General features: G+C 62.6%; 27 protein-coding genes. 11 read left to right on the plus strand and 16 right to left on the minus strand.

All coding sequences use genetic code 11. From position 1 onward, the window contains the following. Positions 1–10: 10 nt before the first annotated feature. The 3 genes from atuC to ACF8C6_RS01715 all read right to left on the minus strand — a co-directional run bounded on the left by atuC (position 11) and on the right by ACF8C6_RS01715 (position 4,394). Complete coding sequence (gene atuC / locus ACF8C6_RS01705; RefSeq protein ID WP_392497713.1) at positions 11–1,627, minus strand: geranyl-CoA carboxylase subunit beta; 1,617 nt, start codon at positions 1,625–1,627, stop codon at positions 11–13. 4 nt (positions 1,628–1,631) lie between these two features. Further along, positions 1,632–2,495, minus strand: a complete 864-nt coding sequence (locus ACF8C6_RS01710; protein WP_392497714.1) for an SDR family oxidoreductase — start codon at positions 2,493–2,495, stop codon at positions 1,632–1,634. 105 nt (positions 2,496–2,600) lie between these two features. Continuing rightward, positions 2,601–4,394, minus strand: coding sequence for an acyclic terpene utilization AtuA family protein (locus tag ACF8C6_RS01715; RefSeq protein WP_392497715.1), 1,794 nt, complete (start codon positions 4,392–4,394; stop codon positions 2,601–2,603). A gap of 153 nt (positions 4,395–4,547) precedes the next feature. Between ACF8C6_RS01715 and ACF8C6_RS01720 the strand changes: the two genes are divergently transcribed. From ACF8C6_RS01720 to ACF8C6_RS01730, 3 genes are all read left to right on the plus strand, one after another. After that, complete coding sequence (locus tag ACF8C6_RS01720) at positions 4,548–5,174, plus strand: TetR/AcrR family transcriptional regulator (RefSeq protein ID WP_392497872.1); 627 nt, start codon at positions 4,548–4,550, stop codon at positions 5,172–5,174. Between the two features lie 146 nt (positions 5,175–5,320). Continuing rightward, a complete protein-coding gene (locus ACF8C6_RS01725; protein WP_392497716.1) occupies positions 5,321–6,112 on the plus strand; it encodes a substrate-binding periplasmic protein in 792 nt (263 codons plus the stop codon). A 65-nt stretch (positions 6,113–6,177) separates the two neighbouring features. Beyond that, positions 6,178–6,996: an amino acid ABC transporter substrate-binding protein gene (locus ACF8C6_RS01730; protein WP_392497717.1), complete on the plus strand. Its 819-nt coding sequence runs from the start codon at positions 6,178–6,180 to the stop codon at positions 6,994–6,996. Here ACF8C6_RS01730 and ACF8C6_RS01735 read toward each other — a convergent pair. Continuing rightward, positions 6,947–7,708, minus strand: a complete 762-nt coding sequence (locus tag ACF8C6_RS01735) for a CPBP family intramembrane glutamic endopeptidase (RefSeq protein ID WP_392497718.1) — start codon at positions 7,706–7,708, stop codon at positions 6,947–6,949. The genes ACF8C6_RS01730 and ACF8C6_RS01735 overlap by 50 nt on opposite strands. Positions 7,709–7,729: 21 nt before the next feature. Next, positions 7,730–7,897 carry a DUF2897 family protein gene (locus ACF8C6_RS01740; protein ID WP_277690326.1) on the minus strand — a complete coding sequence of 56 codons (168 nt, stop codon included), beginning with the start codon at positions 7,895–7,897 and terminating at the stop codon, positions 7,730–7,732. 383 nt (positions 7,898–8,280) lie between these two features. Between ACF8C6_RS01740 and ACF8C6_RS01745 the strand changes: the two genes are divergently transcribed. Beyond that, complete coding sequence (locus tag ACF8C6_RS01745) at positions 8,281–8,472, plus strand: hypothetical protein (RefSeq protein ID WP_392497719.1); 192 nt, start codon at positions 8,281–8,283, stop codon at positions 8,470–8,472. 63 nt (positions 8,473–8,535) lie between these two features. Here the strand turns inward: ACF8C6_RS01745 and ACF8C6_RS01750 are convergent, their stop codons facing one another. From ACF8C6_RS01750 to ACF8C6_RS01770, 5 genes are all read right to left on the minus strand, one after another. After that, positions 8,536–8,910, minus strand: coding sequence for an MAPEG family protein (locus ACF8C6_RS01750; protein ID WP_392497720.1), 375 nt, complete (start codon positions 8,908–8,910; stop codon positions 8,536–8,538). Positions 8,911–9,052: 142 nt separating this feature from the next. Continuing rightward, positions 9,053–9,844 carry an ABC transporter ATP-binding protein gene (locus ACF8C6_RS01755; RefSeq protein ID WP_392497721.1) on the minus strand — a complete coding sequence of 264 codons (792 nt, stop codon included), beginning with the start codon at positions 9,842–9,844 and terminating at the stop codon, positions 9,053–9,055. An 11-nt stretch (positions 9,845–9,855) separates the two neighbouring features. Next, entirely contained in the window at positions 9,856–10,848 is a 993-nt protein-coding gene (locus ACF8C6_RS01760) for an ABC transporter permease (protein WP_392497722.1), read from the minus strand. Positions 10,849–10,902: 54 nt separating this feature from the next. Next, complete coding sequence (locus tag ACF8C6_RS01765; RefSeq protein WP_392497723.1) at positions 10,903–12,267, minus strand: CmpA/NrtA family ABC transporter substrate-binding protein; 1,365 nt, start codon at positions 12,265–12,267, stop codon at positions 10,903–10,905. 321 nt (positions 12,268–12,588) lie between these two features. Beyond that, entirely contained in the window at positions 12,589–12,897 is a 309-nt protein-coding gene (locus tag ACF8C6_RS01770; RefSeq protein WP_392497724.1) for a transcriptional regulator, read from the minus strand. A gap of 170 nt (positions 12,898–13,067) precedes the next feature. Here ACF8C6_RS01770 and ACF8C6_RS01775 point away from each other — a divergent pair, with 170 nt between their 5' ends. After that, entirely contained in the window at positions 13,068–13,454 is a 387-nt protein-coding gene (locus ACF8C6_RS01775) for a hypothetical protein (RefSeq protein ID WP_392497725.1), read from the plus strand. Between the two features lie 41 nt (positions 13,455–13,495). Here ACF8C6_RS01775 and alaC read toward each other — a convergent pair whose 3' ends face one another. The 5 genes from alaC to rne all read right to left on the minus strand — a co-directional run bounded on the left by alaC (position 13,496) and on the right by rne (position 20,373). Beyond that, positions 13,496–14,734 carry an alanine transaminase gene (gene alaC / locus ACF8C6_RS01780; RefSeq protein WP_392497726.1) on the minus strand — a complete coding sequence of 413 codons (1,239 nt, stop codon included), beginning with the start codon at positions 14,732–14,734 and terminating at the stop codon, positions 13,496–13,498. A gap of 319 nt (positions 14,735–15,053) precedes the next feature. Next, positions 15,054–15,632, minus strand: a complete 579-nt coding sequence (locus tag ACF8C6_RS01785) for an ANTAR domain-containing response regulator (RefSeq protein ID WP_021699650.1) — start codon at positions 15,630–15,632, stop codon at positions 15,054–15,056. 20 nt (positions 15,633–15,652) lie between these two features. Then, positions 15,653–16,864, minus strand: a complete 1,212-nt coding sequence (locus ACF8C6_RS01790) for a CmpA/NrtA family ABC transporter substrate-binding protein (protein WP_392497727.1) — start codon at positions 16,862–16,864, stop codon at positions 15,653–15,655. Positions 16,865–17,056: 192 nt separating this feature from the next. Continuing rightward, a complete protein-coding gene (locus ACF8C6_RS01795; protein WP_277690336.1) occupies positions 17,057–17,266 on the minus strand; it encodes a YgdI/YgdR family lipoprotein in 210 nt (69 codons plus the stop codon). 137 nt (positions 17,267–17,403) lie between these two features. Next, a complete protein-coding gene (gene rne, locus ACF8C6_RS01800) occupies positions 17,404–20,373 on the minus strand; it encodes a ribonuclease E (protein ID WP_392497728.1) in 2,970 nt (989 codons plus the stop codon). A 590-nt stretch (positions 20,374–20,963) separates the two neighbouring features. Between rne and rluC the strand changes: the two genes are divergently transcribed. From rluC to sppA, 3 genes are read left to right on the plus strand one after another with little or no spacing between them, the layout of a single operon-like run. Then, positions 20,964–21,917, plus strand: a complete 954-nt coding sequence (gene rluC, locus ACF8C6_RS01805; protein ID WP_392497729.1) for a 23S rRNA pseudouridine(955/2504/2580) synthase RluC — start codon at positions 20,964–20,966, stop codon at positions 21,915–21,917. Next, entirely contained in the window at positions 21,910–22,605 is a 696-nt protein-coding gene (locus tag ACF8C6_RS01810) for an HAD-IA family hydrolase (RefSeq protein WP_392497730.1), read from the plus strand. Before rluC ends, ACF8C6_RS01810 begins: the two co-directional genes overlap by 8 nt. Continuing rightward, positions 22,595–23,566, plus strand: coding sequence for a signal peptide peptidase SppA (gene sppA / locus ACF8C6_RS01815; protein WP_392497731.1), 972 nt, complete (start codon positions 22,595–22,597; stop codon positions 23,564–23,566). Before ACF8C6_RS01810 ends, sppA begins: the two co-directional genes overlap by 11 nt. Positions 23,567–23,622: 56 nt before the next feature. On the opposite strand, the gene ACF8C6_RS01820 is transcribed toward sppA, so the two are convergent. After that, positions 23,623–24,201 (minus strand): Maf family protein, encoded by a 579-nt coding sequence (locus ACF8C6_RS01820; RefSeq protein ID WP_392497732.1) that lies wholly within the window; start codon positions 24,199–24,201, stop codon positions 23,623–23,625. Positions 24,202–24,305: 104 nt separating this feature from the next. Between ACF8C6_RS01820 and ACF8C6_RS01825 the strand changes: the two genes are divergently transcribed. The 3 genes from ACF8C6_RS01825 to plsX are packed head-to-tail and all read left to right on the plus strand — an operon-like array spanning position 24,306 to position 26,043. After that, on the plus strand, positions 24,306–24,833 hold the full coding sequence (locus tag ACF8C6_RS01825; RefSeq protein ID WP_392497733.1) for a YceD family protein: 528 nt from the start codon (positions 24,306–24,308) through the stop codon (positions 24,831–24,833). 13 nt (positions 24,834–24,846) lie between these two features. Further along, a complete protein-coding gene (gene rpmF, locus ACF8C6_RS01830) occupies positions 24,847–25,029 on the plus strand; it encodes a 50S ribosomal protein L32 (RefSeq protein WP_021700475.1) in 183 nt (60 codons plus the stop codon). A gap of 3 nt (positions 25,030–25,032) precedes the next feature. Next, complete coding sequence (gene plsX / locus ACF8C6_RS01835) at positions 25,033–26,043, plus strand: phosphate acyltransferase PlsX (protein WP_392497734.1); 1,011 nt, start codon at positions 25,033–25,035, stop codon at positions 26,041–26,043. Positions 26,044–26,137: the final 94 nt, after the last annotated feature.

Genomic DNA, 26,137 nt, shown 5'->3' on the forward strand with positions numbered 1-26,137 from the left:
CTAATGGGGGTTACAGGCGGGCTACGCCGAAGGTATTGGTCTTGAGTGGCCGCATGTGCGCCTCGGCGCAGATGTCGAGCAGAAAGCCCAGCAGCTTGCGCGTGTCGCGCGGGTCGATCAGGCCGTCGTCCCACAGGCTGGCGGTGCCGTAGAGCGCGGTGGACTGGCTGTCGAGCTTCTGTGCGGTGGCCATTTCCAGCATGTCGAGCATCTTCGGGTCGGCTGGGTTGCCTTCCTTGCGGTGCTTGTCCTCGGTGACGATGCGCAGCACCTTGCCGGCCTGGGCGCCGCCCATCACCGCGGTGCGGCTGTTGGGCCAGGCGAAGATAAAGCGCGGATCGAGGCCGCGACCGCACATGGCGTAGTTGCCGGCCCCGTAGGAGCCGCCGACGACGATGGTCAGCTTGGGCACGGTGGCGTTGGCCACCGCCTGGATCATCTTCGAGCCGTGCTTGATCACGCCCTGCTGCTCGGACTCGGTGCCGACCATGAAGCCGGTGGTGTTGTGGAAGAACAGGATCGGCGTGTTGCTCTGCTCGCACAGCTGGATGAACTGGGCGGCTTTCGCCGCACCGCGCGGGGTGATCGGCCCGTTGTTGCCGATCAGGCCGCAGGGCTGGCCCTCGATCTGCAGGTGGCCGCAGACGGTCTGGCTGTCGAACTCGTGCTTGAAGTCGAGGAACTCCGAGCCGTCGGCAATGCGGGCAATGATCTCGCGCACGTCGTAGGGCTTCTTGGCGTCCGCCGGAACCACGCCGAGCAGCTCGTGGGTTGGGTACAGCGGCTCGCGATAGTTCTTTGCCGGGCGTGCCGGTAACTGCTGGTTCCACGGCAGCATGGCAACGATCTCGCGGGCCAGGCGCACGCCATCGGCGTCGTTTTCGGCCAGGTACTCGGCGGTGCCGGCGACCTGGGCGTGCATCTCGGCGCCGCCCAGTTCCTCGTCGGTGGCGATCTCGCCGGTGGCGGCCTTGAGCAGGGGCGGGCCGGCCAGGAACATCTTGGCCTTGCCGCGCACCACCACCACGTAGTCGGACAGACCCGGCTGGTAGGCGCCGCCAGCGGTGGACGAGCCATGCACCACGGTGATTTGCGGAATGCCGGCGGCGGACAGGCGCGCCTGGTTGGCGAAGGCGCGCGCGCCCTCGACGAAGATGTCCGCCGCATAGGTCAGGTTGGCGCCGCCGCTCTCGGCCAGGGTGACGATGGGCAGCTTGTTCTCGCTGGCTACCTGTTGCAGGCGCAGGGACTTGCGCAGACCGGTGGGCGAGATGGTGCCGCCCTTGATCGCACTGTTGTTGGCGATCACCAGGCAGCGCACGCCGGCCACGTAACCGATGCCGGCGATGATGCCGCCGCCGGCCTGGGTGCCGTCCTTGTCGTCGTGCAGCTTGTAGCCGGCCAGCGAACAGAGTTCGAGGAATGGCGCGCCTGCGTCGAGCAACAGGTTGAGGCGCTCGCGCGGCAGCAGCTGGCCGCGCTTGTCGAACTTGGCCTTGGCCTCGGCGGCCTTGTCGAGGACCTTCTGCTCCACCTCGCGGAAGCTGGCGATCGCGGCCAGCATGGCCTCACGGTTCTGCGCGAAGGCTTCACCGTGAACATCGAGTTCGGATTGAATGACCGGCATCGCCTTACTCCTTGAACACGTCGGGCAGGTAGGCCCGGTGGAAGCCGTTATAGGACTCGCTGGTTTTCGCCTTGCCCAGGGTCCAGGCGCGGGTGCCCTGGCTGGCGGCGCCGTCGATGCGGATGGTGTTGCCGCTGATGAAATTGGCGCCGGGGGAGAGCAGGAAGACGATGGCGGCGGCCACCTCCGACTCGCTGCCGATGCGCTGCAGCGGCACGTGGTCCTTGAGGTTGCGGATCATGGTCTTCATCGACTCGGGGTAGGTGTCCATGCCGCTGGAGGCAATCCAGCCCGGCGCCACGGCGTTGACCCGCACGCCGGCGTGGCCCCACTCGTAGGCGGCGGTCTTGGTGAAGTTCTCCATCCCGGCACGGGCGGCGCCGGAGTGGCCCATGCCGGGCATGCCGCCCCACATGTCGGCGAGCATGTTGACGATGCTGCCGCCGTGCTTGCTCAGGCTCTGCAGGTAGACTTCCTTGGCCACCAGGAAACCGCCGACCAGGTTGGTGCGCACCACGGTCTCGAAGCCTTTCTGGTTGATGCCGATCAGCGGGGCCGGGAACTGGCCGCCGGCGTTGTTGACCAGGTGGTGGATGGGGCCGTGCTCGGCGATGACCGCCTTGACCATGGCCTTGACCGCTTCCTCGTCACGGATATCGCAGACCTGGAAGCTGGCCCGGCCGCCGTCTTCGAGGATTTCGCCGGCGGTCTTTTCCAGCTTTTCCAGCTTGCGCCCGACCAGCACCACGTGCGCACCCAGGGCTGCCAGCTCATGGGCCACGCAGCGGCCGATGCCGCTGCCGCCGCCGGTGACGAGGATGGTCTGGCCGCTGAACAGGCCAGGCTTGAAGACGGAGTCGTATGCCATTGTTGTTGTCCTTCTCAGTCGGTGTGGGAGCGGCTGGGCGGCAGTCCGCTTCAGCCTCGATGAGGCCAGAGCAAGCGCATCGCGGCTGAAGCCGCTCCCACAGAGCTATTCACCCAGAGCCTGCGCCAGAGCCTTGGGCACTGGTACGGGGAATTCCAGCAGCTGCTGGGCAAACGCCTTGCCTTGCGGGTCGATGCGCAGGCTGGCCACGCCGCCACCGCCCAGGGCATTCTCCAGCAGGAAGTTGAGGCTATGGCTGCCCGGCAGGTACCAGCGACTGACCTTGCCGGTCTGGCCATCGAGCACATGCTGCATCCATTCGGCCACGGCGCCTTCACTCAGCGCAGCCGCGATCCAGGCCAGATATTCGGGCTTTCTGGCCATGACGCCGATATTGCTGTGGTTGCCTTTGTCGCCGGAGCGGGCGACGGCCAGCTTGATCAGCGGCACGCTGGCATCGGCCTGACCGTCGGTGGTTGGTACGGCGACTGCGTTGGTGATTTGCTCCGGGGCGAAGGTGTCCAGCTGGGGCAGGGCGACCACACGGCGTTCACCGTCGATCTCCACCGCCAATTCGCAGGCGCTCTTATCCACCAGGAAGCTGAACAGGCGGATCACCGGGTACACGGTCGGGCGCCCGCCGACGATGCCGGTCAGGCCCGGCGCCATGCCGGTGGCGGCCTGGGCGATCTCGCGGGAGAACAAAATCAAGGCCTCCTTCTTCGCATGGCGCACGGCGAGCTTGATCACTACCTCGCGGGTGTCCTGGCGCTGGCCGTGCGGACCATAGGTAGCCTCGGCACCGAGCAGTTCGATATGCACCTCGCGGTAGGGGCCCCAGCCGCGTTCGGCGAAGATTTCCTCGGTCTTGGCGATGATCGCCTGGCTGACCCGCTCGGCCTTGGCCACGGCATCGATACCGGCGATCAGGCAGCTGGCGGTGCAGCGGAAGCCGTCGGGGTAGGTGGCGCTGACCTTGTATTGATCGGTCGGCGGCAGGCCGCGCGCGCCCTTCAGCTCAACACGGTTGGCGCCGACCTGGGTCAGCTGCACCTGGGTGAAGTCGCAGACCACGTCGGGCAGATAATAAGCACGTGGGTCGCCGATCTCGTAGAGCATCTGCTCGCCGACCGACAGCACGCTGACCAGGCCGCCCGTGCTCTCAGGTTTGCTCACCACAAAACTGGCGTCATCGCGCACTTCAATGACCGGGAAGCCGATGTGTTCGTAGTCCGGCACATCGCGCCAATCGGTGAAGTTGCCGCCGGTGCACTGTGCGCCACATTCGATGATGTGGCCGGCCAGGGCGGCTTGGGCCAGCTTGTCGTAATCGTTCCAGGTCCAGCCGAATTCGTGCACCAGCGCGGCGCTGACCACCGCGCTGTCGACCACGCGGCCGGTGATCACGATGTCGGCGCCGGCCTCAAGAGCCGCGACGATGCCCGGTGCGCCCAGGTAGGCATTGACCGACACGCACATGGGCGGCAGCGCGGCGCCCGTAAACATTTCCACGGTGCCGGCCTTGGCCAGCTCACCCAGCTTGGTCTGCAGGCTGTCGCCATGCAGCACGGCGATCTTCAGGCTCACCCCGGCCTTCTCGCAGGCGGCCGCCAGGGCCTTAGCGCAGGAGGCCGGATTGACCCCGCCAGCGTTGCTGATGACGCGGATCTTTTTCTCTGCGATCTCTCCGAGCAGTGGCGCCAGCACCTCGACGAAGTCGGTGGCGTAGCCTTCGTCGGGCTTCTTCATACGCGCGCCGGCCATGATCGACATGGTGATTTCGGCCAGGTAGTCGAACACCAGGTAGTCCAGCTCGGTACCACGTACCAGCTGGGCGGCGGCGGTGGAGGTGTCGCCCCAGAAGGCGGAGGCGCAGCCGATGCGAACGGTTTTGCTCATTGTGGTCATTCCGCGCAATCACTCAGGTGGCGAAACACTACCAAGCAAGCGCTTGGTTGAAAAGTGTTTGGTCTAATTTATCCCGAGCGCTTGCTTGGTTGGCTGGCGTACAATGCACGCGCAAGCGGCATTCCATATGGGGGAGCGATGAGCCTGGACGAACAGAAAGCCCGTGACGTGATGCAGAAGATGGTGGCCAGCGGCGAGCTGATCGACCCGGAGAGTGCCCGTGGCAAGCTGCTGCAAACTGCAGCCCATCTGTTTCGCAGCAAGGGCTACGAGCGCACCACAGTGCGCGATCTGGCCAGCGCCGTGGGTATTCAGTCCGGCAGCATCTTTCATCACTTCAAGAGCAAGGACGAGATCCTCAGGGCGGTGATGGAGGAGACGGTGATCTACAACACCGCGCTGCTGCGCGCGGCACTGGAGGAAGCGCAGGGTCCGCGTGAGCGCGTACTGGCGCTGATCCGTTGCGAGCTGCAGTCGATCATGGGCGGCACTGGCGAGGCCATGGGCGTGCTGGTCTACGAATGGCGTTCACTGTCCGAAGAGGCACAGGCCTATATCCTCAGCCTGCGTGATACCTATGAGCAAATCTGGCTGGACGTGCTGGGTGAGGCCCGCGCCGCAGGCTTCTTCAGTGCCGACCCCTTTATCCTGCGGCGCTTCCTGACCGGCGCACTGAGTTGGACCACCACCTGGTTCCGCCCAGGCGGCAAGGTCAGCTTGGATCAACTGGCCGAGCAGGCCCTGACCCTGGTGATCAAGGACGCTTGCTGATCATGCGGGTGGCCAATCTGGCCGGCTGTGATTTTTATTCGCCATGGCCTGCTAAGCTTCCTATGAGCCGGCGCTGGCCTGGCTTGGAGACAGGGATATGTCGGACTTTAGCCTTCCTGTCACGAGGTGCCGCGTTGCACTTGCTCATGCGCCTGCTGCTTATCGTGATTGCCTGCTGGGCGCCGGTTCTGCTGGCCGCACAGCAGGTTCGAGTGGGCGCCTATCACTTCCCGCCTTATGTGATTAAACCCGAGAGCGAGTCGCCTGCTGGCGTGCTGCCCGAGTTGCTGGCGGCCTTGAACAGTGTCCAGAACGACTACCGCTTCAGCCTGGTGCCGACCTCGGTTACCCGGCGCTACCGCGACTTCCAGCAGGCCCGCTATGACCTCATCCTGTTCGAATCGCCGGAGTGGGGCTGGCAGTACACCGAGTTGGCCAAGCTCGACCTGCAGATCATCGACGCCGAGGTCTATGTCGCACAGAAGCAGCCAGGTCGCGATCAGTCCTTCTTCGACAGCCTGAAGGGCAAGCGCATGGCCCTCTATACCGGTTATCACTATGGCTTTGCCGACTTCAATGCGGAGCAGGCGTTTCTGGCGAGCCACTTCCAGGCATCGCTGACCTACTCCCATGACAGCAACCTGCTGATGCTGCTGCACGATCGTGTGGATGTCAGTGTGGTGACGCGTTCCTACTTGCCGATCTTCCAGCGCGAGTACCCGCAGGAGAGTCAGCAGTTGCTGATCTCGCAACGTGCCGACCAGGTCTACCACCATCATGCGTTGTTGCGTCCAGGCTCGCCGCTGAGTGCTGCCCGGCTGGGCGAACTCATGCGATTGTTACGCGACAACGGCCAATTCTCTGAACTGCTTGCCAGGTATCACCTGCGGGATGCCAGAGGAAGCGACGTGGAGCATGCCGACCCCATTCGACATTGATCGACATTTACCTGGCAGGATGCCTGGGCTAGTCTCTGGCGAGCGTTGTTGTCCAAGGGGTCAATATGTTGCGGTGTCCACAGGGATGGGCGCGGGGGCTGTTGCTGTTACTGGTGCTGTGTTGCCAGTGGGCGGTGGCCGCGGACGAGGTGCTGATTGCGGCCGTCCATTTCCCGCCCTATGTGATCAAGCCCGAGGAGAATCTGCAGGGCGGCTTGCTTGGGGAGTTGGTGGTCGCGCTTAACCAGGTGCAGAACCAGCATCGTTTTGGCCTGCGTGCAACTTCGTTGAACCGGCGCTTCGACGACTTTCGCAGTGGCCGTATTCATATCGCTATCTTTGAGAACCCCGACTGGAGCTGGCAGGGCATTGCCGGCCCGCGCATCGATATGGGCCTGGAGGATGCGGAAGTACTGATCGCCCGTGCCGACTCAGGCCGCGATCAGCGCTTTTTCGATAACCTGCAGGGCAAGCGCATGGCCCTGTTCAATGGTTACCACTATGGTTTTGCCGGCTTCAAGAACGACCCCAAGTGGCTGGAGAAAAACTTCAACGCCGTTCTGACCTATTCCCACGAGAGCAATCTCAAGCTGGTGCTCAAGGGGCGGGCCGACATTGCTCCCATTACCCGTTCCTGGTTGGGCGCGCGCTTGCGCGAGCAGCCGCAGCTCAGGGATCAATTGCTGGTTTCAGACTGGGAGGATCAGCGTTACCGCCACTACGCCCTGCTCAGCCCACATGCGCCCATCAGTGCCGAGGATTTCCGCCATGCCCTCGATCTGCTGCGCGAGAACGGAACGCTGCAGCGCATATTTACCCCATACGGCATCGTCGTCAGACCGTACGCACTGGATAGCTCAGCAGCAGCAAGTGCAGAAGATTGACCGCGCCGTGCAGAAGCACGGCTGGCCACAGACGCCCGCTGCCATGGAACACCAGGCCATAGCCGAGCCCGGCAAAGGTGGCCACCAGGGCAAACAGCGGGCTGAAGGGCATGTGCGCGGCGCCGAACAGCGCGGCCGTCAGCCCAATGCCGCAGACCACCCCCAGGCGTCTACAGAGTGCCGGTTGCAGCCAGGCGCGGAACAGCAGCTCCTCGGCCAGCGCGGTCACGCCGAGATTGACCGCCAGCCACAGCCACAAGCCTTCCGGCCACTTCGGTTGCCAGCCGACCAGGCCCAGCAGCAGTGCCAGCAGAGGAACGCCAAGTAAGGTGGCGCAAGCACTCAGCCAGGCCGTTTTGGGCCGAGGCGCTGTATTGCGTGGCTTACCGAGCCACCAGGCCAGTAGGGTCATACCCAGTAGCAGCTTGTCCCAGGACAGGCGCAGGGCATAGGGTGGGGCGTCGGCGCTGAGCTGGCGAGACGGCCACAAGGGCAGCGGGTGGAAACCGGGCAGCAGATGGGCCGCCAGCGCAATGCCGGCCAGCAGTCCACCACTCCACCACAGCCAGCCCGGCAGTCGGCCTGAGCCCAGCATGATCCAGGCGGCGAACAGCAGGCCGAAGAGCAGGGCAGGGGGTTGCAGGTAACCCAGGGTAAAGCAGCTGGCCAGCACCAGCAGAGGCAGCAGGGCGCGCAGTTGAAGCGAAAGCATGTACGTCCTTGTCGATGGAGCTCAGCGGTCTTCGGCGTCCTTGGCATCCTGCTCGGCATTGCGCCGGTGAATGCGGGCGAGTTGTTCATCGCTCAGCGGCAGTTTGCGGGCACTGTCGCGCAGCAGCAGCAAGCTGCCCAGGATGGAGCCGAGCGCCAGGATGATGATCAGCCAGGCATACCAGGGCATGGGATTCTCCTCCGTTCGTGATAGACCACCATAAACCTCTGCACCGCCGCTGTCAGTCCCGTGTCGATACAGGGGCTGCCACGGCCGCTGTTGGAACCGACCGTGACCAGACGGCTCTGGGGGGCTGGATAGCGCCACCTGCACCGAGAAAGACTTGGCCACGCCCCATGCAAGCCGCTTGAGCAAGAGCCGCTAGGCCGCTGTCGGACATGCCAGTGCGTGAGCGTAAAAGGTGCACCCTAGAGAGGTTGTTGCCTGTTATTGGTTCATAACCGCAGCAGCATTCGCTTAGTGTTTTTTTGACTTTTGAGCTGTCACTTTCCTGGCCTAAGCTCGCCCTGCCGGATCTATCCACTCATCAGGGTGATCTTATGGATATCAGCATGAGCGAAGCCGCCGAGCGCGGCTGGATCGTCAAACTGGGGCTTTGTGCCGTGCCCTTTCGCACCCAGCAGGCCGCCGACCAGTTTGTCGAGCGCCTCAAGCAGCGGCTGGAGGCGCCGCATGGGCTGCCCGACGAGGTGTTGCCGGATGGTCATCAAACGGTCACACCAGAGCTGCAACATCACACCTAGTACTGTAGGTGTGTGCTACTCACTCTCCCGCCGCGATCTTCGCGGCGTTTTTTTGCCTGCGCATCAGCTCGGCATCAGCAGAAGCAGGCTGAGCACCAGCATCAGCAGCAGGGTCAGCCCGTGGCTGGCCTGGCGCAGTAGCAGGATGCGGGCGAACAGGCCGGTGCAGTACAGCAGACGCAGCATGATGAAGGCGAAGCCAAGAGCGGCGGTCAGCGCCGGGCTGACCTGGCCGGTAGCTTCACCCAGATAGAGCAGCACGATGAACAGTACCGACTGCTCCAAGCTGTTGCCGTGGGCGCGTATGGCCTTGGTCAGATCCATCTTGCCGCCGTCGCCAAAGGGTATTTGGTAGCGCATGCGCAGGCGCGAAATATTGAGTGAAAGTCCGATCAGGACGAGGGTCAGAATGGCGGCAACGTAGACGCTGTAAGGCATAGGAACTCCGTGTTCTTGTTATATCCGCGCTGAGCGTAGGAGGCCGCAGCATGTCTGCACAAGGGGCGCTTCGGCCACTTTGCAGCAGCCATGAAAAAGCCCGGCACAGGGCCGGGCCAAGGGAGCCGGGCAGACCGGTGAATCAGGCAGCGGGGCGTTGCTGGCGCTGGTAGAGAAACTCCAGCACGGCAGCGCGGCAGTGGTGGTACTGCGCGTCGTTGGCCAGGGCCAGGCGGTCGCGCGGGCGCGGCAGGTCGACCTTGAGGATGTCGCCGACGGTGGCGGCCGGACCGTTGCTCATCATCACGATGCGATCGGACAGCAGCACCGCTTCGTCGACGTCGTGGGTGATCATGATCACCGTGTTGCCGAGGTCGCGGTGGATCTCCATCAGCGAGTCCTGCAGGTGCGCGCGGGTCAGCGCATCCAGCGCCCCGAAAGGCTCGTCCATCAGCAGCACCTTGGGCTGCATGGCCAGCGCGCGGGCGATGCCGATGCGCTGCTTCATGCCGCCGGAGATCTCGCTGGGGCGCTTGTCCTTGGCGTGCAGCATGTGCACCAGCTCCAGGTTGTGCAGGGTCCAGTCGCGCACTTCCTTGCGCGACTTGTCCTTGAACACCTGGCGCACGGCCAGTTCGACGTTCTGGTAGCAGGTCAGCCAGGGCAGCAGGCTGTGGTTCTGGAACACCACGGCGCGCTCCGGGCCGGGCTCGTTGACTTCGCGGCCGTCGAGGATCACTCCGCCGGTGGTGGCCTGATACAGCCCCGCGACGATGTTGAGCACGGTGGACTTGCCGCAGCCGGAGTGGCCGATCAGCGAGACGAACTCGCCCTTGTCGATCTTCAGGTTGACGTTCTGCAGGGCGCAGAACAGGCCCTTGTCGGTGGGGAAGTCGATGCCGACGCCGCTCAGTTCGAGGTGTGCTTGGTTCATGGTCGTTCTCCTTAGCGCAGCACGGCGTTCTTGTCCCAGCTCACGGACTTCTGCAGCAGGAGCATGAGGCGGTCGAGGAGGAAGCCGATCAGGCCGATGACGATCACCGCCACCATGATGCGGCCGAGGGAATTGGAGCTGCCGTTCTGGAACTCGTCCCAGATGAACTTACCCAGGCCGGGGTTCTGCGCCAGCATTTCGGCGGCGATCAGCACCATCCAGCCGGTACCCAGCGACAGACGCAGGCCGGTGAAGATGGCCGGCACGGCGGCCGGCAGCACGATGCGCCGGACATGGTCGAGCGGCGACAGGCGCAGCACGCGGCTGACGTTGGTCAGGTCCTTGTCCAGGCCGGCCACGCCGACGGTGGTGTTGAGCACGGTGGGCCACAGGCAGCACAGCGCCACGGTGATGGCCGAGGTAATGAAGGACTTGGCGAACAGCGGGTCGCTGCTGGTGTAGAGGGCGCTGACCAGCATGGTCACCAGTGGCAGCCAGGCCAGCGGCGAAACCGGTTTGAACACCTGGATCAGCGGGTTGACTGCGGCGTAGATGCTTTTCGACAGGCCGCAGAGGATGCCCAGTGGCACGGCGACCAGGCTGGCCAGGGCGAAACCGGCCAGCACGGTGTAGAGGCTGGTGACGATCTGGTCGAAGAAGGTCGGCTTGCCGGTGTAGGGGCGGATCTTCACCTCGGCGCTCGGGTCTTTCGCCAGTTTCGCCGCGTTGCGCTGTTCCTGGCGCTCGTAGAAGGCCTCGGCCTTGGCGCGCTCGGCGACGTGGGCGTCGACCAGCGAGCCGAACTGGCTGTAGACCTGCACCGGCCCGGGAAACTGGCCGAGGCTGGTCTGGATGTTGTTGGCCACCAGCTGCCAGAACAGCAGGAAGAACACGATACCGGCCAGCGGCAGGATGATTGCCGGTGCCCAGCGCTTGATCAGGGCCTGGCTGCGCGCGGTATCGACGGTCTGCTTGATCGGGGTGGCGACGTTCGGGTTGCTCATCGTCCTGTCCTCTCGTGGGCGAGGGCGGAGCCGGCTGGCCCCGCCTGCGCGGGTTTACTCGGTGCCTTTCAGGCCGATCTGGAAGGAGTTCAGGTAGGCGTTGGGTGTACGCCCGTCGTAGGTCACGCCGTCGATGAAGTCGCTGCTCGGCGCGCGGTAGCCGTCTTCGTCGGCCGCCGGGAAGTCATCGGCCTTGGCCTTGCCTTCGCTGATCAGCTCGTTGGCCGCCTCGCGGTACAGATCCGGTCGATACACCTGCTTGGCCACGTCGAGATACCAGCTGTCCGGTTTGGCCTCGCTGATCTGGCCCCAGCGGCGCATCTGGGTCAGGTACCAGATGGCGTCCGAGTAGAAGGGGTAGGTGGCGTCGTGGCGGAAGAACACGTTGAAGTCCGGTACTTCGCGCTTGTCGCCTTTCTCGTACTCGAAGGTGCCGGTCATGGAGTTGGCGATGACCTTGGCGTCGGCGCCGACGTATTCCGGACGGGAGAGGATTTCCACGGCCTCGGCGCGGTTGGCGTTGTTGTTCTCGTCCAGCCACATGGCCGCGCGGATCAGGGCCTTGACCAGGCGCTTGTGGGTTTCCGGGTTGGCTTCGGCCCAGGCCTTGGACACGCCGAAGACCTTCTCCGGGTTGTTCTTCCAGATCTCGTAGTCGGTGATCACCGGCACGCCGATGCCCTTGAATACGGCCTGCTGGTTCCACGGCTCGCCCACGCAGTAGCCGCTGATGGTGCCTGCCTCCATGGTCGCCGGCATCTGCGGTGGCGGAGTGACCGAGAGCAGTGCGTCGGCGTTGATCTGCCCGCTGATGTCGCCTTTTTCCGGCGCGTACAGGCCTGGGTTGATGCCACCGGCGGCCAGCCAGTAGCGCAGCTCGTAGTTGTGGGTGGAAACCGGGAACACCATGCCCAGGTTGAACGGCTTGCCCTTGGCCTTGTACTGCTCGATCACCGGCTTGAGCGCGTCGGCCTTGATCGGGTGCACCGGCTTGCCGTTTTCCATCGGCACATGTTTCTTCATTTCCGCCCAGACTTCGTTGGAGACGGTGATGGCATTGCCATTGAGGTCCATGGAGAAGGCGGTGACCACCTCGGCCTTGGTGCCGAAGCCGATGGTCGCGCCCAGCGGCTGGCCAGCCAGCATGTGCGCGCCGTCCAGCTCGCCATCGATTACCCGGTCCAGCAGCACTTTCCAGTTGGCCTGGGCCTCCAGGGTGACGAACAGCCCTTCGTCCTCGAAATAGCCCTTCTCGTAGGCGATGGCCAGCGGCGCCATGTCGGTGAGCTTGATGAAGCCAAGCTTGAGTTCTTCCTTCTCCGGCTCGGCGGCCAGGGCGATCTGCATGGAAAGCGGGGATAGCGCCAGCAGGGCGGCGCCGAGCAGGGTTTTCAACGGAGTACGGCGAGTCTTGCGCATTGAAGATTTCCTCGTGGTCAGAAACGAAAAAAGACGTCGCAGCAAACCGGCCCGAAGGGCTGGTTGCGTCGACGTCTTTGTCTATTCGTCCCGATCACCGCCGTTGGCGATCCGAAGACGGGTGTGGCTGAAAGGTCTTTTGCAAAGGCCTTGCCAGTTCCTTCCGTATGCTTCGGAGACCTGAATAATTCCTTGTAAATCAGTTTGATAGGGGGCTATGGCAGCAGTCAAAACGCCTTTTGTCGCGTACTCACCAGGCCAGGCCGGGCGAACCAAGGCAGTGCAGGGCTGCGCCCGGCGCGTGCAATAGTGGGCAGTGCATCAGCCGCTGGCGCGAGTTTCCTCGGTGAAGTCGCGCAGCCAGCGCAGCACCTGCACCGCTTCCCAGCGCGCCGGATCGAACAGGGCATACGCCTGGCCCTGATAACCCACCACGTCCAGCTGACGGTGATAGCCGGCGCGCTGCAACAGGGCTTCGATCTCGGCGAAGCAGCCGTTGAAATGGGCGCGGTTGAAGGGGGTGCGGCGCTCTGTGACGATGCCTTCGAGCAGCAGTTCTTCGACCGTGCTGCGTACCCGCTCCGGATTCATCCGGTTGACCGCGTGTTTCAGCTGCATGACATCCAGCATGGCAAGACTCCTGTTTGGCGATGCGCTGCCCGGAAAGCGGGCCTCGGTAAGTCGGGCGATAGCCTAATAAAAAATACTGTACAGATAAACAGTATTCGATGTTAGGATCGCTCCACTGCCTGAATTCGTGCGCGCAAACTCACTGCGGCCATCCAGAGGAGCTCCCGACAATGCAACAGAAGCTGATGACAATTGTGCTGCTGGCCCTGCTCGCCGGTTGCGCCCAATCGCAGAGCGAACAGCCTCGTGCCAATGGCGCTTATCTGGTGATCGACGAAGGGCGGGCCTGGACGGTGCTGGTGGCTGATGGCGAGCGTCGCGAGGAAGCGGGCTGGGTACTGGATGTCATTCGTTTACCGGAGGCGCCGTCGGGCGTGGTGGCCAGCTATCTGATCGAGACGCCCAACTGTGGGCGTGTCCAGTGGCTGAGTCAGCGTCAGGATGACTCCCAAGGGCTCGGTGCACGCTTGCAGGCAGTGCCGGGCGAGGCCATGCAGCGCCCTGGTTGCCTGGTCGGTCAGGGACAATTGTGGACGGCGTTGGATTATTCGGGGTGATAGCCAGAGGCCCCGGCGGTTTTTCGTCGGGGCCTCTGGCTTTACTGGGCTGGTGCTTTGCGCGTTTTGGCCGGTGGCTCCTTGAGCAGGCCGTCGGCGCGGAACATCGCCTTGATCCCGCGAATGGACTGGCGGGTGCGGTCCTGGTTCTCGATCAGGGCGAAACGCACATGGTCGTCGCCGTAGTCGCCAAAGCCCAGGCCCGGCGAGACGCAGACCTTGGCTTCCAGCAGCAGTTTCTTGGCGAACTCCAGCGAACCCAGGTGGGCGTACGGCTCGGGGATCTTGGCCCAGATGTACATCGAGGCTTTGGGCTTCTCCACCATCCAGCCGGCCTCGTGCAGACCCTTGACCAGCATGTTGCGGCGCTGACGGTACTGCTCGGCGATATCTCGGACGCACTGCTGGTCGCCCTCCAGTGCTGCGATGGCTGCCACCTGCAGTGGGGTAAAGGTGCCGTAGTCGTGGTAGCTCTTGATCCGCCCCAGCGCACTGACCAGCTCCGGGTTGCCGACCATGAAGCCGATACGCCAGCCGGCCATGTTGTAGCTCTTGGATAGAGTGAAGAACTCTACGGCGATGTCCTTGGCGCCTTCCACCTGCATGATTGACGGCGCTTTCCAGCCGTCGTAGACGATGTCCGCGTAGGCCAGGTCGTGCACCACCAGCACGTCGTACTGCTTGGCCAGGGCCACCACGCGCTCGAAGAAGTCCAGTTCCACGCACTGCGCGGTGGGGTTGGAGGGGAAGCCGAGAATCATCATCTTCGGCTTGGGAATGCTCTCGCGGATGGCCCGCTCAAGCTCGGCGAAGAAATCCACGCCCGGAACCAGCGGAACCGAGCGCACCTGGGCGCCGGCGATCACCGCGCCGTAGATGTGGATCGGGTAACTGGGGTTGGGCACCAGCACGGTGTCGCCATGATCCAAGGTGGCCAGCATCAGGTGCGCCAGGCCTTCCTTGGAGCCGATGGTGACGATGGCTTCGGTTTCCGGATCGATCTCCACCTCATAGCGGTCCTTGTACCAGCGCGAGATGGCGCGGCGCAGGCGCGGAATGCCACGGGAGGTGGAGTAGCCGTGGGTGTCGTCGCGCTGGGCGACCTGGACCAGCTTTTCGACAATGTGCGGCGGGGTAGCGCCGTCCGGGTTGCCCATGCTGAAGTCGATGATGTCCTCGCCACGGCGGCGAGCAGCCATCTTGAGTTCGGCGGTGATGTTGAAAACGTAGGGGGGGAGACGATCGATGCGCGCAAAACGGCGCTTGGCGTTATCAGCCATGGCTTCCTCGAGGTACGTAAGCGCCCGGAACCGTCCGAGCGACGCTGGCCACCTGCGTGTGGCCTGGCGGCGAAGATAAGGGGCTTGGCTGACGGCTGTCCAGAGCAGTTTGCCGGCAAATCAGTGGTGCAGTCAGCTCAGTCGGTGTTTCAAGCGTAGCTGCGGGGCGGCGAGAGGCTTTAGATCGGCATACGTGACGCGCCAGCCGGACGATCGGACCGCGCTAGCGCTTTGCCTGCCACAGCCAGCGCATCTTTGTAGGTGGGCTTACGAGTGCGGCGAGCGCCCATTCTAGAGCGCATAAATCCGCGGCTTCAGCCTAGTTCCCCAACATGTCATGCATGGCAATGATCTGTTCAGCCACTTGGATCAGCTTCTGTTGGCGGCTCATGGCCTGACGGCGCATCAGGGTGTAGGCGTCCTCTTCGTTGCAGCTCTTCATCTTCATCAGCAGGCCTTTGGCCAACTCGATACGCTTGCGTTCGGCCAATTGGGCGTCGCGGGCTTGCAGTTGGGCGCGCAGGGCCTGGTCGCTTTCGAAGCGTGCCATGGCCACGTCGAGGATCGGCTGCAGGCGGTCGGCCTGGATGCCCTCGACGATGTAGGCGCTGACCCCGGACTGAATGGCCTGGCGCATCACCTGCGGGTCGTGCTCGTCGGTGAACATGACAATAGGGCGCGGCTGGTCGCGGCTGACCAGTACCACCTGCTCCATCACGTCACGGCCGGGAGATTCGGTGTCGATCAGAACCACATCCGGGCGGACGGCTTCGACCCGCTCGGGCAGGTCGATGGTCAGGCCGGATTCGTCGATCACCTCGAAACCTGCCTCGACCAGGGCGCTCTTCAGGCGACCGACCTTCTTCGGGGTATCGTTGATCAGGAGTATGCGTAGCATCGTGCTGTGTTCTCGCTGCGTTACAGGGCGATGGCGGTATCGTTGCTGCGGGCGTGGATCGCGAAGCTGCGGGCATAGCCCTGCGGGTCGCTGCCATCCCAGACGCTGCCGTCGAGCAGTACCGAGCGGCGCATCGCCTGTTCGGGCACCTTGACGCCAACGGCCTCTGCGGCCTGGCGATAGAGGTCAAGCTGGTGAACCTCACGGGCGACGGCGAGGTAGTCCGGATCGGCGCGCAGCAAGCCCCAGCGGCGGAATTGGGTCATGAACCACATGCCATCGGACAGCCAGGGCATGTTCACCTGACCGTCGGCAAAGAAGCGCAGTGGGTGCGCATCCAGCCAGGCGTGACCGAGGCCGTCTTCATACTGGCCGAGAAAGCGCGGCTGGATGGAAGACAGTGGGGCGTCTACATAGTCGCTGCTGCTGATCAGCTGAGCAGTGCTGCGGCGGTTTTCTTCGTTCTCGTCGATGAAGCGACTGGCCTCCAGCACGGCCATGGTCAGGGCGCGGGCCGTGTTGGGATATTGCTCGACGAACTCGCGGGTCACACCCAGCACTTTCTCCGGATGGTCGGCCCAAATCATCTGGCTGGTGGCCAGGGTGAAGCCTTGGCCCTCTTCTACGGCCAGAGCACCCCAAGGGCCGCCGGCGCAGAAGCCGTCAATACGCCCGGCGCGCAGATGCGCGACCATCTGCGAAGGTGGCACGACTACCGTGCTGACGTCCTCCAGTGGATGAATGCCTTGAGCCGCCAGCCAGTAATACAGCCACATGGCATGTGTGCCGGTGGGAAAGGTCTGGGCGAAAGTGAGTTTTGCACTGCCTTGGCGCGCTCGGGCGGCGAGTGCCTCGGCAGTGACCACTCCGCTGCGCTTGAGGGGCTCAGAGAGGTTGATGGCCTGGCCGTTCTGGTTCAGGCCCATGAGAATGGCCATCTGGGTGGTTGGGCCGCCAATACCCAGATGGATGCCATACACCTGGCCGTAGAGGGTCTGTGCGGCATCCAGTTCGCCGCTCAGCAGGCGGTCGCGCAAACCGGCCCAGGAGGCTTGGCGCTGCAGGTTGAGGGTCAACCCATAAGGCTGTGCGAAGCCTTGGGTGGCCGCGACGATCAGCGAGGCAGAGTCAGTCAGGGCCATAAATCCCAGGTTGAGAGTGCTCTTTTCCGGTGCATCGCTGCCCGCGACCCAGGCCAGGGCTTGCTGTTGCGAGGTGCTGCTGTCGGTCATGTCGTGTTCCGCCGTTGAACAAAAAGGCGCCGCTCCAGCCTGCAGCATGCTGCGTGACCAGAAACGACGCCATTGTCTATGAACCGGCTCCGCCGTTGGAGAGGGTTCTGCTGTTGAACCCTAAGCAAGCGATATGCCACTCAAACAAAACCCCGCCAAGGCGGGGTTTTGTTTGAGTGGCTGAGGATGCATCTAGCGTTCCAGCATGTGTTTCACCTGATTCTGCGGAATCTGTTGCTTGCGCCCTTCACTGTCTTCGAACTCGATCATTCCGGTATCTTCGTCCAGTTCTGGCTTGTCGGCCGTGGTGAGCATCTGCCCATCGGTGGTGGTGATGATGTACTCGGTAGAGCAACCGTTCAACGTGAGCAAGATCAGCGTGACGAGAAAGAAATGCTTCATGCAGTGGACTCCATTCAGGGCTCGCACATCGGGCCGACAGGGTAAAACTAGGTAGGGCGTCGGCCGAATTCAAGCGTTGCTGCATGTACAAAAAAGGGGATGCCGAAGCATCCCCTTTATGTGCCAGGCCTTCAGACTCAGACCTGCGGCTTGGCTTCTTCCTCTTTCGCCTGAGTGGCGCTTTCATCTGCAGCAGTTTGCTGCTCGGCACTCTCGGCCGGTTGCTCTGCTTCTACCACAGTCGGCTCGAATTCGGCCGCGGTGGCAGGAGCCTCAACGACTTCCTCAACCGCTGCAGCTGCCTGCTCGGCGGGCTTTTCGGCAGCCGTTTCGCTGCTGGCAGTGAGTGCTGCAGCAGCGGCTGCGGCGGCTTCAGCCTGCAGACGGGCGGCTTCTTCCTGCTTGCGACGACGCACTTCACGAGGATCGTTAGGTGCGCGGCCAGTACTGTTTGGCGCCACTTCCGGTGCGGCTACAGGGGCTGGCGCAGCTTCTTTTTTCACTTCAACGACCGGAGCTACAGGCTCAGGTTCCACTGCGGGCTGTACTGCTGCGGCAGCTTCTACGACAGGCGCCGTTTCAACCACTGGCTGGGCGGCAGGCTCTTCGGCCAAGACTGGCGCTACAGCTTCAGCAGCTTCCGGCTCGCTGGTGATCTCGGCAGCGTGGGTGACTTCAGCTTGCGCTTCTGCCGGGGTTTGCGCGTTGGCCTGGTTCAGTGCCGCAACAGCCGCTACAGCAGCACTTTCCGCTGCGGTGGTGGTAGCACCTTCGGTGGCCTCGGCTTCGCCGGCTTCTTCGACAATCGGGTTGCCGTCGGCATCACGCAGGCGCTCGCGGCGATTGCTGCGGCGACGCTGGCCACGGGAGCGACGACGTGGGCGATCGCCCCCTTCACCGTTGTCCTGACCATCATCCTGCTGCTCGGCGCTGTCCAGTACTTCTTCCTCGGCCGCATCCACATTCTGTGGCGCGCGCGGCTGGCGCTCTTCACGCGGCGGACGCGGTTGGCGCTCTTCGCGTGGCTTGCGCTCGTTGCTCTGCTCCTGGCTATTGGCGGTGTTGCCGTCCAGCGGTTCGCGCAGTTCGCGGCGACGCTCTTCGCGTGGCTCGCGGGCTTCGCGCGGCTGGCGCTCGCGGCGGTTTTCCTGGCCTTCACGCGGCTCGCGGGCCTGGCGCTCTTCACGTGGCTCACGGGCTTCACGCGGCTGGCGCTCTTCACGAGGCTCGCGCGGTTGGCGCTCCTCACGCGGCTTGCGCTCTTCGCGTTCGGCACGCTCACCACGGTCGTTGCGGTCACGGTTGCCACGACCGTCACGACGGTTCTGCTGGCGACCGCCACGGCGCTCGTCATTGCGTGGCTTGCGCTCGGCCGGCTTGGCTTCGACCACTGGCTGCTGCTCTTCTTCCTTGCCGGCGAAGAGGCTCACCAGGGACTTGACCAGGCCCTTGAACAGGCTCGGTTGTGGCGTCGGGGCAGTCGGAGCCAGCGGAGCGGCCGGGGTCGGTGCTGCCGGGCGCGGCGGAGTGGCTTTGAGTGCCGCTTCCTGGCGCACCAGGGTGCGGGTGGCGGTAGCCTCTTCCTCGACCTCGACCTTGGCCATCTCGTAGCTGGTTTGGCCGCTCATCACTTCCGGGCTGTCGTCGCGCAGGCGCTGGACTTCAAAGTGCGGGGTTTCCAGGTGGTCGTTCGGCAGGATGACGATACGCGCACGTGTGCGCAGCTCGATTTTGGTGATGCTGTTGCGCTTCTCGTTGAGCAGGAAGGCGGCAACCGGGATCGGCACCTGGGCGCGGACTTCGGCGGTGCGGTCCTTCAGGGCTTCCTCTTCGATCAGGCGCAGGATAGCCAGCGACAGGGATTCGACGTCGCGGATGATGCCCTGGCCGTTGCAGCGCGGGCAGACGATGCCGCTGGTCTCGCCGAGCGACGGACGCAGGCGCTGACGGGACATTTCCAGCAGGCCGAAGCGCGAGATGCGGCCGACCTGTACGCGGGCACGGTCGGCTTCCAGGGCTTCACGGACTTTCTCTTCCACGGCGCGCTGGTTCTTGGCCGGGGTCATGTCGATGAAGTCGATCACGATCAGGCCGCCGATGTCACGCAGGCGCAGCTGGCGGGCGATTTCCTCGGCCGCTTCCAGGTTGGTCTGCAGGGCGGTTTCTTCGATGTCGCCGCCTTTGGTGGCGCGCGCCGAGTTGATGTCGATGGACACCAGGGCCTCGGTCGGGTCGATGACGATGGAACCACCGGACGGCAGTTTCACTTCGCGCTGGAAGGCGGTCTCGATCTGGCTTTCGATCTGGAAGCGGTTGAACAGCGGCACGCTGTCTTCGTACAGCTTGATCTTGCTGGCGTACTGCGGCATGACCTGCTGAATGAAGGCCAGGGCTTCCTCCTGGGCTTCGACGCTATCCACCAGTACTTCGCCGATGTCCTGGCGCAGGTAGTCGCGGATGGCGCGGATGATGACGTTGGATTCCTGGTAGATCAGGAATGGCGCGGCGCGATCCTTGGAGGCGTCCTTGATTGCGGTCCACAGCTGCACCAGATAGTCGAGGTCGAGCTGCAGTTCTTCGCTGGAGCGACCCAGACCGGCGGTACGCACGATCAGCCCCATGTCGCCCGGGGCGTTGAGGCCGTTCAGCGCTTCGCGCAGCTCGTTGCGTTCTTCACCTTCGATGCGGCGGGAGATCCCGCCCGCACGCGGGTTGTTCGGCATCAGCACCAGGTAGCGGCCAGCCAGGCTGATGAAGGTGGTCAGGGCGGCACCTTTGTTGCCACGCTCTTCCTTCTCGACCTGGACGATGACTTCCTGGCCTTCCTTGAGCACTTCCTTGATGTTGACGCGGCCGCCTTCCGGAGCCTTGGAGAAGTATTCGCGGGAGATTTCTTTCAGTGGCAGGAAGCCGTGACGCTCGGCGCCGAAATCAACAAAGGCAGCTTCGAGGCTAGGCTCGACGCGTGTGATGCGGCCTTTGTAGATATTGGCCTTCTTCTGTTCGCGGGCGCCGGACTCAATGTCCAGATCATAGAGCTTCTGGCCATCTACCAGGGCGACACGCAACTCTTCGGGTTGAGTTGCGTTGATCAGCATTCTTTTCATGTTGTACCAATGGTTTCCGTGGCTAACGGAAACGGCGTTTGGCACACACGACTTCTACGGTCGGTGTCAGGGGGCGCGCCGGCGTGGTCGTAAATCACACCGGTGTCTAGCGGTCAGGCCAGTGGGGCCGGTACCGCGACTACGCTCCTGTTTGCTGTGGTGACAGAAGCACTCAGTCAGGGGAGGAATCAACCGTTCGCTGCGGACGAATTGTGACGCGTCTTGGTAAAGCCTGTAGCTACGCAGTTCGACGGTTGTGCATCTCCACCCTACACGTATCGCTGAAATCGGGTGCCGCTCGCAGAATCCGCAGCGGGTTTGCATTATCGCAGGCTAGGCCTGCGCGTCTGTCGAGCCTGGTTGGCGATCTCGCGGCAGGCTCGTTGGCTCAAGGCTTTGTTTCCGGCATTCAGCACGCTCTGTGCGGCGAGAATTCCGTCGGACGGCCTTACGTCCAGAAAGGGTTGCGCTCGGCAGGGATGGTATGGATGTCGATCATCCGCTAACCGGGCCGCTTTTGGCGGCGTTCGCGACTATATCAGTAATGATTAAGTGCTTCAATTCCATAAAAAATTGTTATGATCGCCGCCATGACTACAGACAATTCTCCAACCTCCGGCGTCCAGCTGCTTGAGGTTGTGCCGGATCATGCCGGTCAGCGTATTGATAATTTCCTTCTCGCCCGCCTCAAGGGTGTGCCGAAAACCTTGATCTACCGCATCCTGCGCAAGGGTGAGGTTCGGGTGAACAAGGGGCGGATCAAGCCCGAGTACAAGCTTCAGGCTGGCGACATCGTGCGAGTTCCGCCGCTGCGTTTGGCCGATCGCGATGAGCCGGTGCCGTTGGCGCAAAGCCTGCTGGAGCGTCTCGAGGTGGCAGTCGTTTATGAGGACAAGGCGCTGATTGTGCTGAACAAGCCAGCCGGTATCGCCGTGCACGGTGGTAGCGGTCTGAATTACGGCGTGATCGAGGCCTTTCGCCAGCTGCGCCCGGATGCCAAGGATATCGAGCTGGTTCATCGCCTGGATCGTGATACTTCGGGGCTGCTGATGATCGCCAAGAAGCGCAGTATGCTGCGTCATCTGCATGAAGCTCTGCGTGGTGATGGCGTCGACAAGCGCTACATGGCGCTAGTGCGCGGTAGTTGGCCGACTTCGAAGAAGAAGGTTGCTGCGCCGCTGTTGAAGAACAATCTGCGTTCCGGCGAACGCATGGTTGAGGTCAATCCCGAGGGCAAGGAGGCGCTCACCGAGTTCCGCGTGCTGCGCCGCTTTGGCGAGTTCGCCACTCTGGTCGAGGCGAGCCCGATCACTGGGCGCACTCATCAGATCCGCGTGCATGCCAAGCATGCTGGGCACTCGATTGCTGGTGATTCCAAGTATGGCGATGAGGAATTCACTCGCGAGATTCGCGAGTTGGGCGGAAAGCGCCTGTTTCTGCATGCCTATCAGTTGAGGATCGAACTGCCGGACGGCCAGCGCTTGGAGCTTGAGGCGGCGGTCGATGATATGTGGGAAGTGACCCTGGAGCGTCTCGGTGTCTGACTACCAACTGCTGGTCTTCGATTGGGATGGCACGTTGGTCGACTCCATTGGTCGAATCGTCGAGTCCATGCACCGTGCTGCTGATGATTGTGGGCTGCCGGTGCGGAGTGATGCCCAGGTTAGGGGTATTATCGGTCTTGGACTGCCTGAGGCGGTGCGGGTGCTGTACCCGGAGCTGCATGACTCGGCCATGATCGCTCGGCTCTGCGAGGGATATGGCGGTCATTACCTGCAGCTTGAACGTGAGCCTTCGCCGCTGTTTGCGGGAGTGGAGGAGTCTCTGGAGTCATTTCGGCGCCAGGGTTACCGTCTGGCTGTGGCCACAGGCAAGACTCGCCGTGGCTTGCAGCGGGTTCTTGAGGGGCGTGGCTGGCTTGATTATTTCGATATCACCCGTTGCGCCGATGAGACGGCCAGCAAGCCACATCCGCGCATGCTGCATGAAATTCTCGATCATTGTCGGTTGCCTGCTTCACAGGCGTTGATGGTTGGCGACTCGGTGTTCGATCTGCAGATGGCGCGTAATGCCGGGATGGATTCGGTGGCGGTGGGCTTTGGTGCGCAGTCGCTGGAGAGTCTTCTGGCTCATGGGCCGCGTCTGGCGATCAATGAGTTTTGCGAACTTCATGCCTGGCTGAGTGGGCGTGTCTCTGTTGGATCTGTTGAGGTGGCTGAGCATGTCAGATGAGTTGAAGTCGTCGGCTGGCGATGACAAAGCCTGGAAATTGCTGGAAAAAACCCTGCAGGCAGGGGTTGTCGAGCAGCGGCGAGCGCGGCGCTGGGGCATCTTTTTCAAGTTGCTGGCGTTCATCTATCTATTCGGTGCGCTGGCGCTGTTCAGTCCAGCGTTGAAGTTGGGCAAGTCGGCGGGCGTGGCGGAGAGCCATACTGCGCTGATCGAGGTGCGCGGCATGATCATGGCTGACGAGGAGGCGAGTGCCGACAATATCGTCAGTGGCCTGCGCGCTGCGTTCGAGGATGAGAAGACCAAAGGCATCATCCTGCGCATCAATAGCCCGGGCGGCAGTCCGGTGCAGTCTGGTTACATCTATGACGAGATCAAGCGTCTGCGCGGTGAACATCCGGATATCAAGGTCTACGCGGTGATCAGCGATCTTGGGGCTTCCGGTGCCTACTACATCGCCAGTGCGGCTGACGAGATCTATGCGGATAAGGCCAGTCTAGTGGGGTCCATTGGCGTCACTGCCGCCACCTTTGGTTTTGTTGGTGCGATGGATAAGCTCGGTGTGGATCGTCGTGTCTACACCTCCGGTGAGCACAAGGCTTTCCTTGATCCCTTCCAGCCGCAGAAAGAAGAGGAAACCCAGTTTTGGCAGGGTGTGCTGAAAACCACGCACCAGCAATTCATCGATAGCGTCAAGAAAGGGCGTGGTGATCGGCTCAAGGTGCAGGAGTATCCCGAGCTCTTCTCGGGCTTGATCTGGTCGGGAGAGCAGGCTCTGGAGTTGGGTCTGGTGGATGCGCTGGGCAGTAGTAGTTATGTGGCGCGTGAGGTGATTGGGGCCAAGACAATCGTCGACTACACGCGAGAAGAAAGTCCGTTGGATCGTTTCACCAAAAAGCTGGGCGCCAGCGTGGCTGAGCGCTTGGCCATGTGGATGGGCTTTCAGGGGCCGGCTTTGCGCTGATCTGCTGTGTGTGGAGGAGCCCGGCCGAGTGCCGGGCTTTTCATTTATATAGCGGCTCAGGGAATGGCGATGCCGGCGTCATTCAGCATGCTGGTCAGGCGGATCAGTGGGAGGCCGATCAGGCTGGTGCTGTCATCTCCCTCGGTGGCGCGAAAAAGGCTGATGCCGAGCCCTTCGGCCTTGAAGCTGCCGGCGCAGTCGTAAGGTTGCTCGGCAGCGAGGTAGCGGCAGATCTGCTCTTCGTTGAGTGAGCGGAAATGCACTGTGAAGGGGATTGCGTCTACCAGGCAGTGCCCGCTGGAGCTGTCGAGAAGAGCGAGTCCGGTGAGAAATGTCACGCTGGCGCCGCTGGCGGCCAGCAGCTGTTCGCGGGCACGGTCGAAGTTATGGGGTTTGCCGAGAATCTGCTTATCCAGAACGGCTGCCTGGTCCGAGCCGATGATCAGGTGGTTCGGATATCTTTCGCTAAGGGCGCGGGCCTTGGCTTCCGCCAGGCGTCGGACCAGGGGTTCGGCTTGTTCGCCCGGTAGTGGGGTTTCGTCAATGTCTGGGCTGGCCCACTCGAAGGGTTGGCGCAGGCGGATAAGTAACTCTCGGCGATAAGGCGAGCTTGAGGCGAGTACCAGAGGGGGCATGGGGATCTCCTGTTCGAGGGGCGATTTTAGTGATCATGTCTCCCGACGGACAGGTTGGAAATTCCTTTGACAGGGGGAAGGGGCATCCCTAGAATGTCGCGCCTATGTCGAATGGGCCGATTCCACCTCACGTTGATCCGCGCAAACTTGCCGATCGCGGTGTCACCCTTCAGGGGGAGATGCAGCTAGCCAGTTTTGCCAGATTATGCGATCCGCTGGCTGATAATGCCGGTCTGGTTCACGCGAAGCTTGTCTTCGAACGTGGCGAGCGTCGTGCTGTGAGTATTCACAGTCAGCTCGAGGTTGAGGTCAAGATGGTTTGCCAGCGTTGTCTGGAACTGGTCGCACTGCCGATCCGCAGCGAGTGTCATTACGCGGTGGTGAAGGAAGGTGCGGATACCCAGTCGCTGCCCAAGGGCTATGACGTGCTGGAAGTGGGTGAAGATCCTCTGGATCTGATGACGCTGGTTGAAGACGAGCTTTTACTCGCTCTGCCCATCGTTCCGGCCCATGCCCCTGAGGAATGCCAGCAGCCGGTCGGTGCCGATGAGCCCGAGTCGAGCGAGGACGAGGTATCGCGGTCCAACCCGTTCAGTGTTTTGGCGCAGTTAAAGCGTGACCCAAACGTTTAGGAGTTATTGATTTATGGCTGTTCAGCAGAACAAAAAATCCCGCTCTGCCCGCGACATGCGCCGTTCGCACGACGCGCTCGAGGCTAACGCCCTGTCCGTCGAGAAGAGCACCGGTGAAGTTCACCTGCGTCACCACGTGTCCCCGGAAGGTTTCTACCGTGGCCGTAAAGTGATCGACAAGGGCGCCGACGAGTAATCCTTGTCCGCTCCGCAGATCGCGATTGATGCAATGGGTGGGGACTTCGGTCCCCACTGCATTGTTCCGGCCTGCATTGCCAGTCTGGCCGAATTCCCCTCGCTTCACGTGACCCTCGTTGGTCAAGCTCCCCTCATTGAAAAACTCATCTCCCATCACTCGGGTGTTGATCGTGCGCGTCTGCGTGTCGAACACGCCAGTGAAGTGATTGGCATGGATGAGCGCCCTACCCATGCCTTGCGGGGCAAGCCTGATTCCTCCATGCGCGTCATGCTGGAGCTGGTTCGCAATGGTCGGGTCAGTGCCGCTGTAAGTGCCGGCAATAGCGGGGCGCTGATGGCGCTTTCTCTCTATGTGCTCAAGCCGCTGGCGGGTATCGATCGGCCGGCCATGGTGACGGCTGTGCCCACGGCCAAGGGCGTATGCCAGGTGCTTGATCTTGGTGCCAATGTCGACTGCAGTGCCGAGCAACTCTATCAGTTCGCGGTAATGGGCTCGGTGGTTGCTGAGGCGCAGGGGGTGGTGCGTCCGCGCATCGCGCTGCTCAACGTCGGAACCGAGAGCATCAAGGGCAACCAGCAAGTCAAGTTGGCTGCCAGCCTGCTGCGCCAGGCGGAAGGTCTGAACTACATAGGCTTCGTCGAGGGCGATGGCCTGTATCGCGGCGAGGCGGATGTAGTGGTGTGTGATGGTTTCGTGGGCAATATCCTGCTGAAGTCCAGCGAGGGGTTGGTGTCGATGATTACCTCGCGCATCGAAACCCTGTTCAGTGAAAGTCTGGTTTCGCGTATGGCCGGCGCAGTGGCTATGCCACTGCTCAAGCGTTTGAAAGATGAACTGGCACCGGCACAGCACAATGGCGCCAGTCTGTTGGGTCTGCAGGGTATCGTTGTGAAGAGTCATGGCGGTGCCGATGCCGAGGCGTTTCAGAGTGCCATTCGCCGAGCTGTCATCGAGGTGCGCGAGAATCTACCGCAGCGCCTGCATGGCCGTCTGGAAGACTTGTTGCTGTAGATCTCGGCTGTTCGCAGCCCTTGCCAGCAGATCTTCGCGCAATGGGTTGTGACCGCGGCAGCGGGGACTTCATCCAATCTGCAATTGTCGGCCC

The organism is Pseudomonas sp. zbq_18 (assembly GCF_043102245.1).
In the GTDB taxonomy this organism is placed as follows: Bacteria; Pseudomonadota; Gammaproteobacteria; order Pseudomonadales; family Pseudomonadaceae; genus Aquipseudomonas.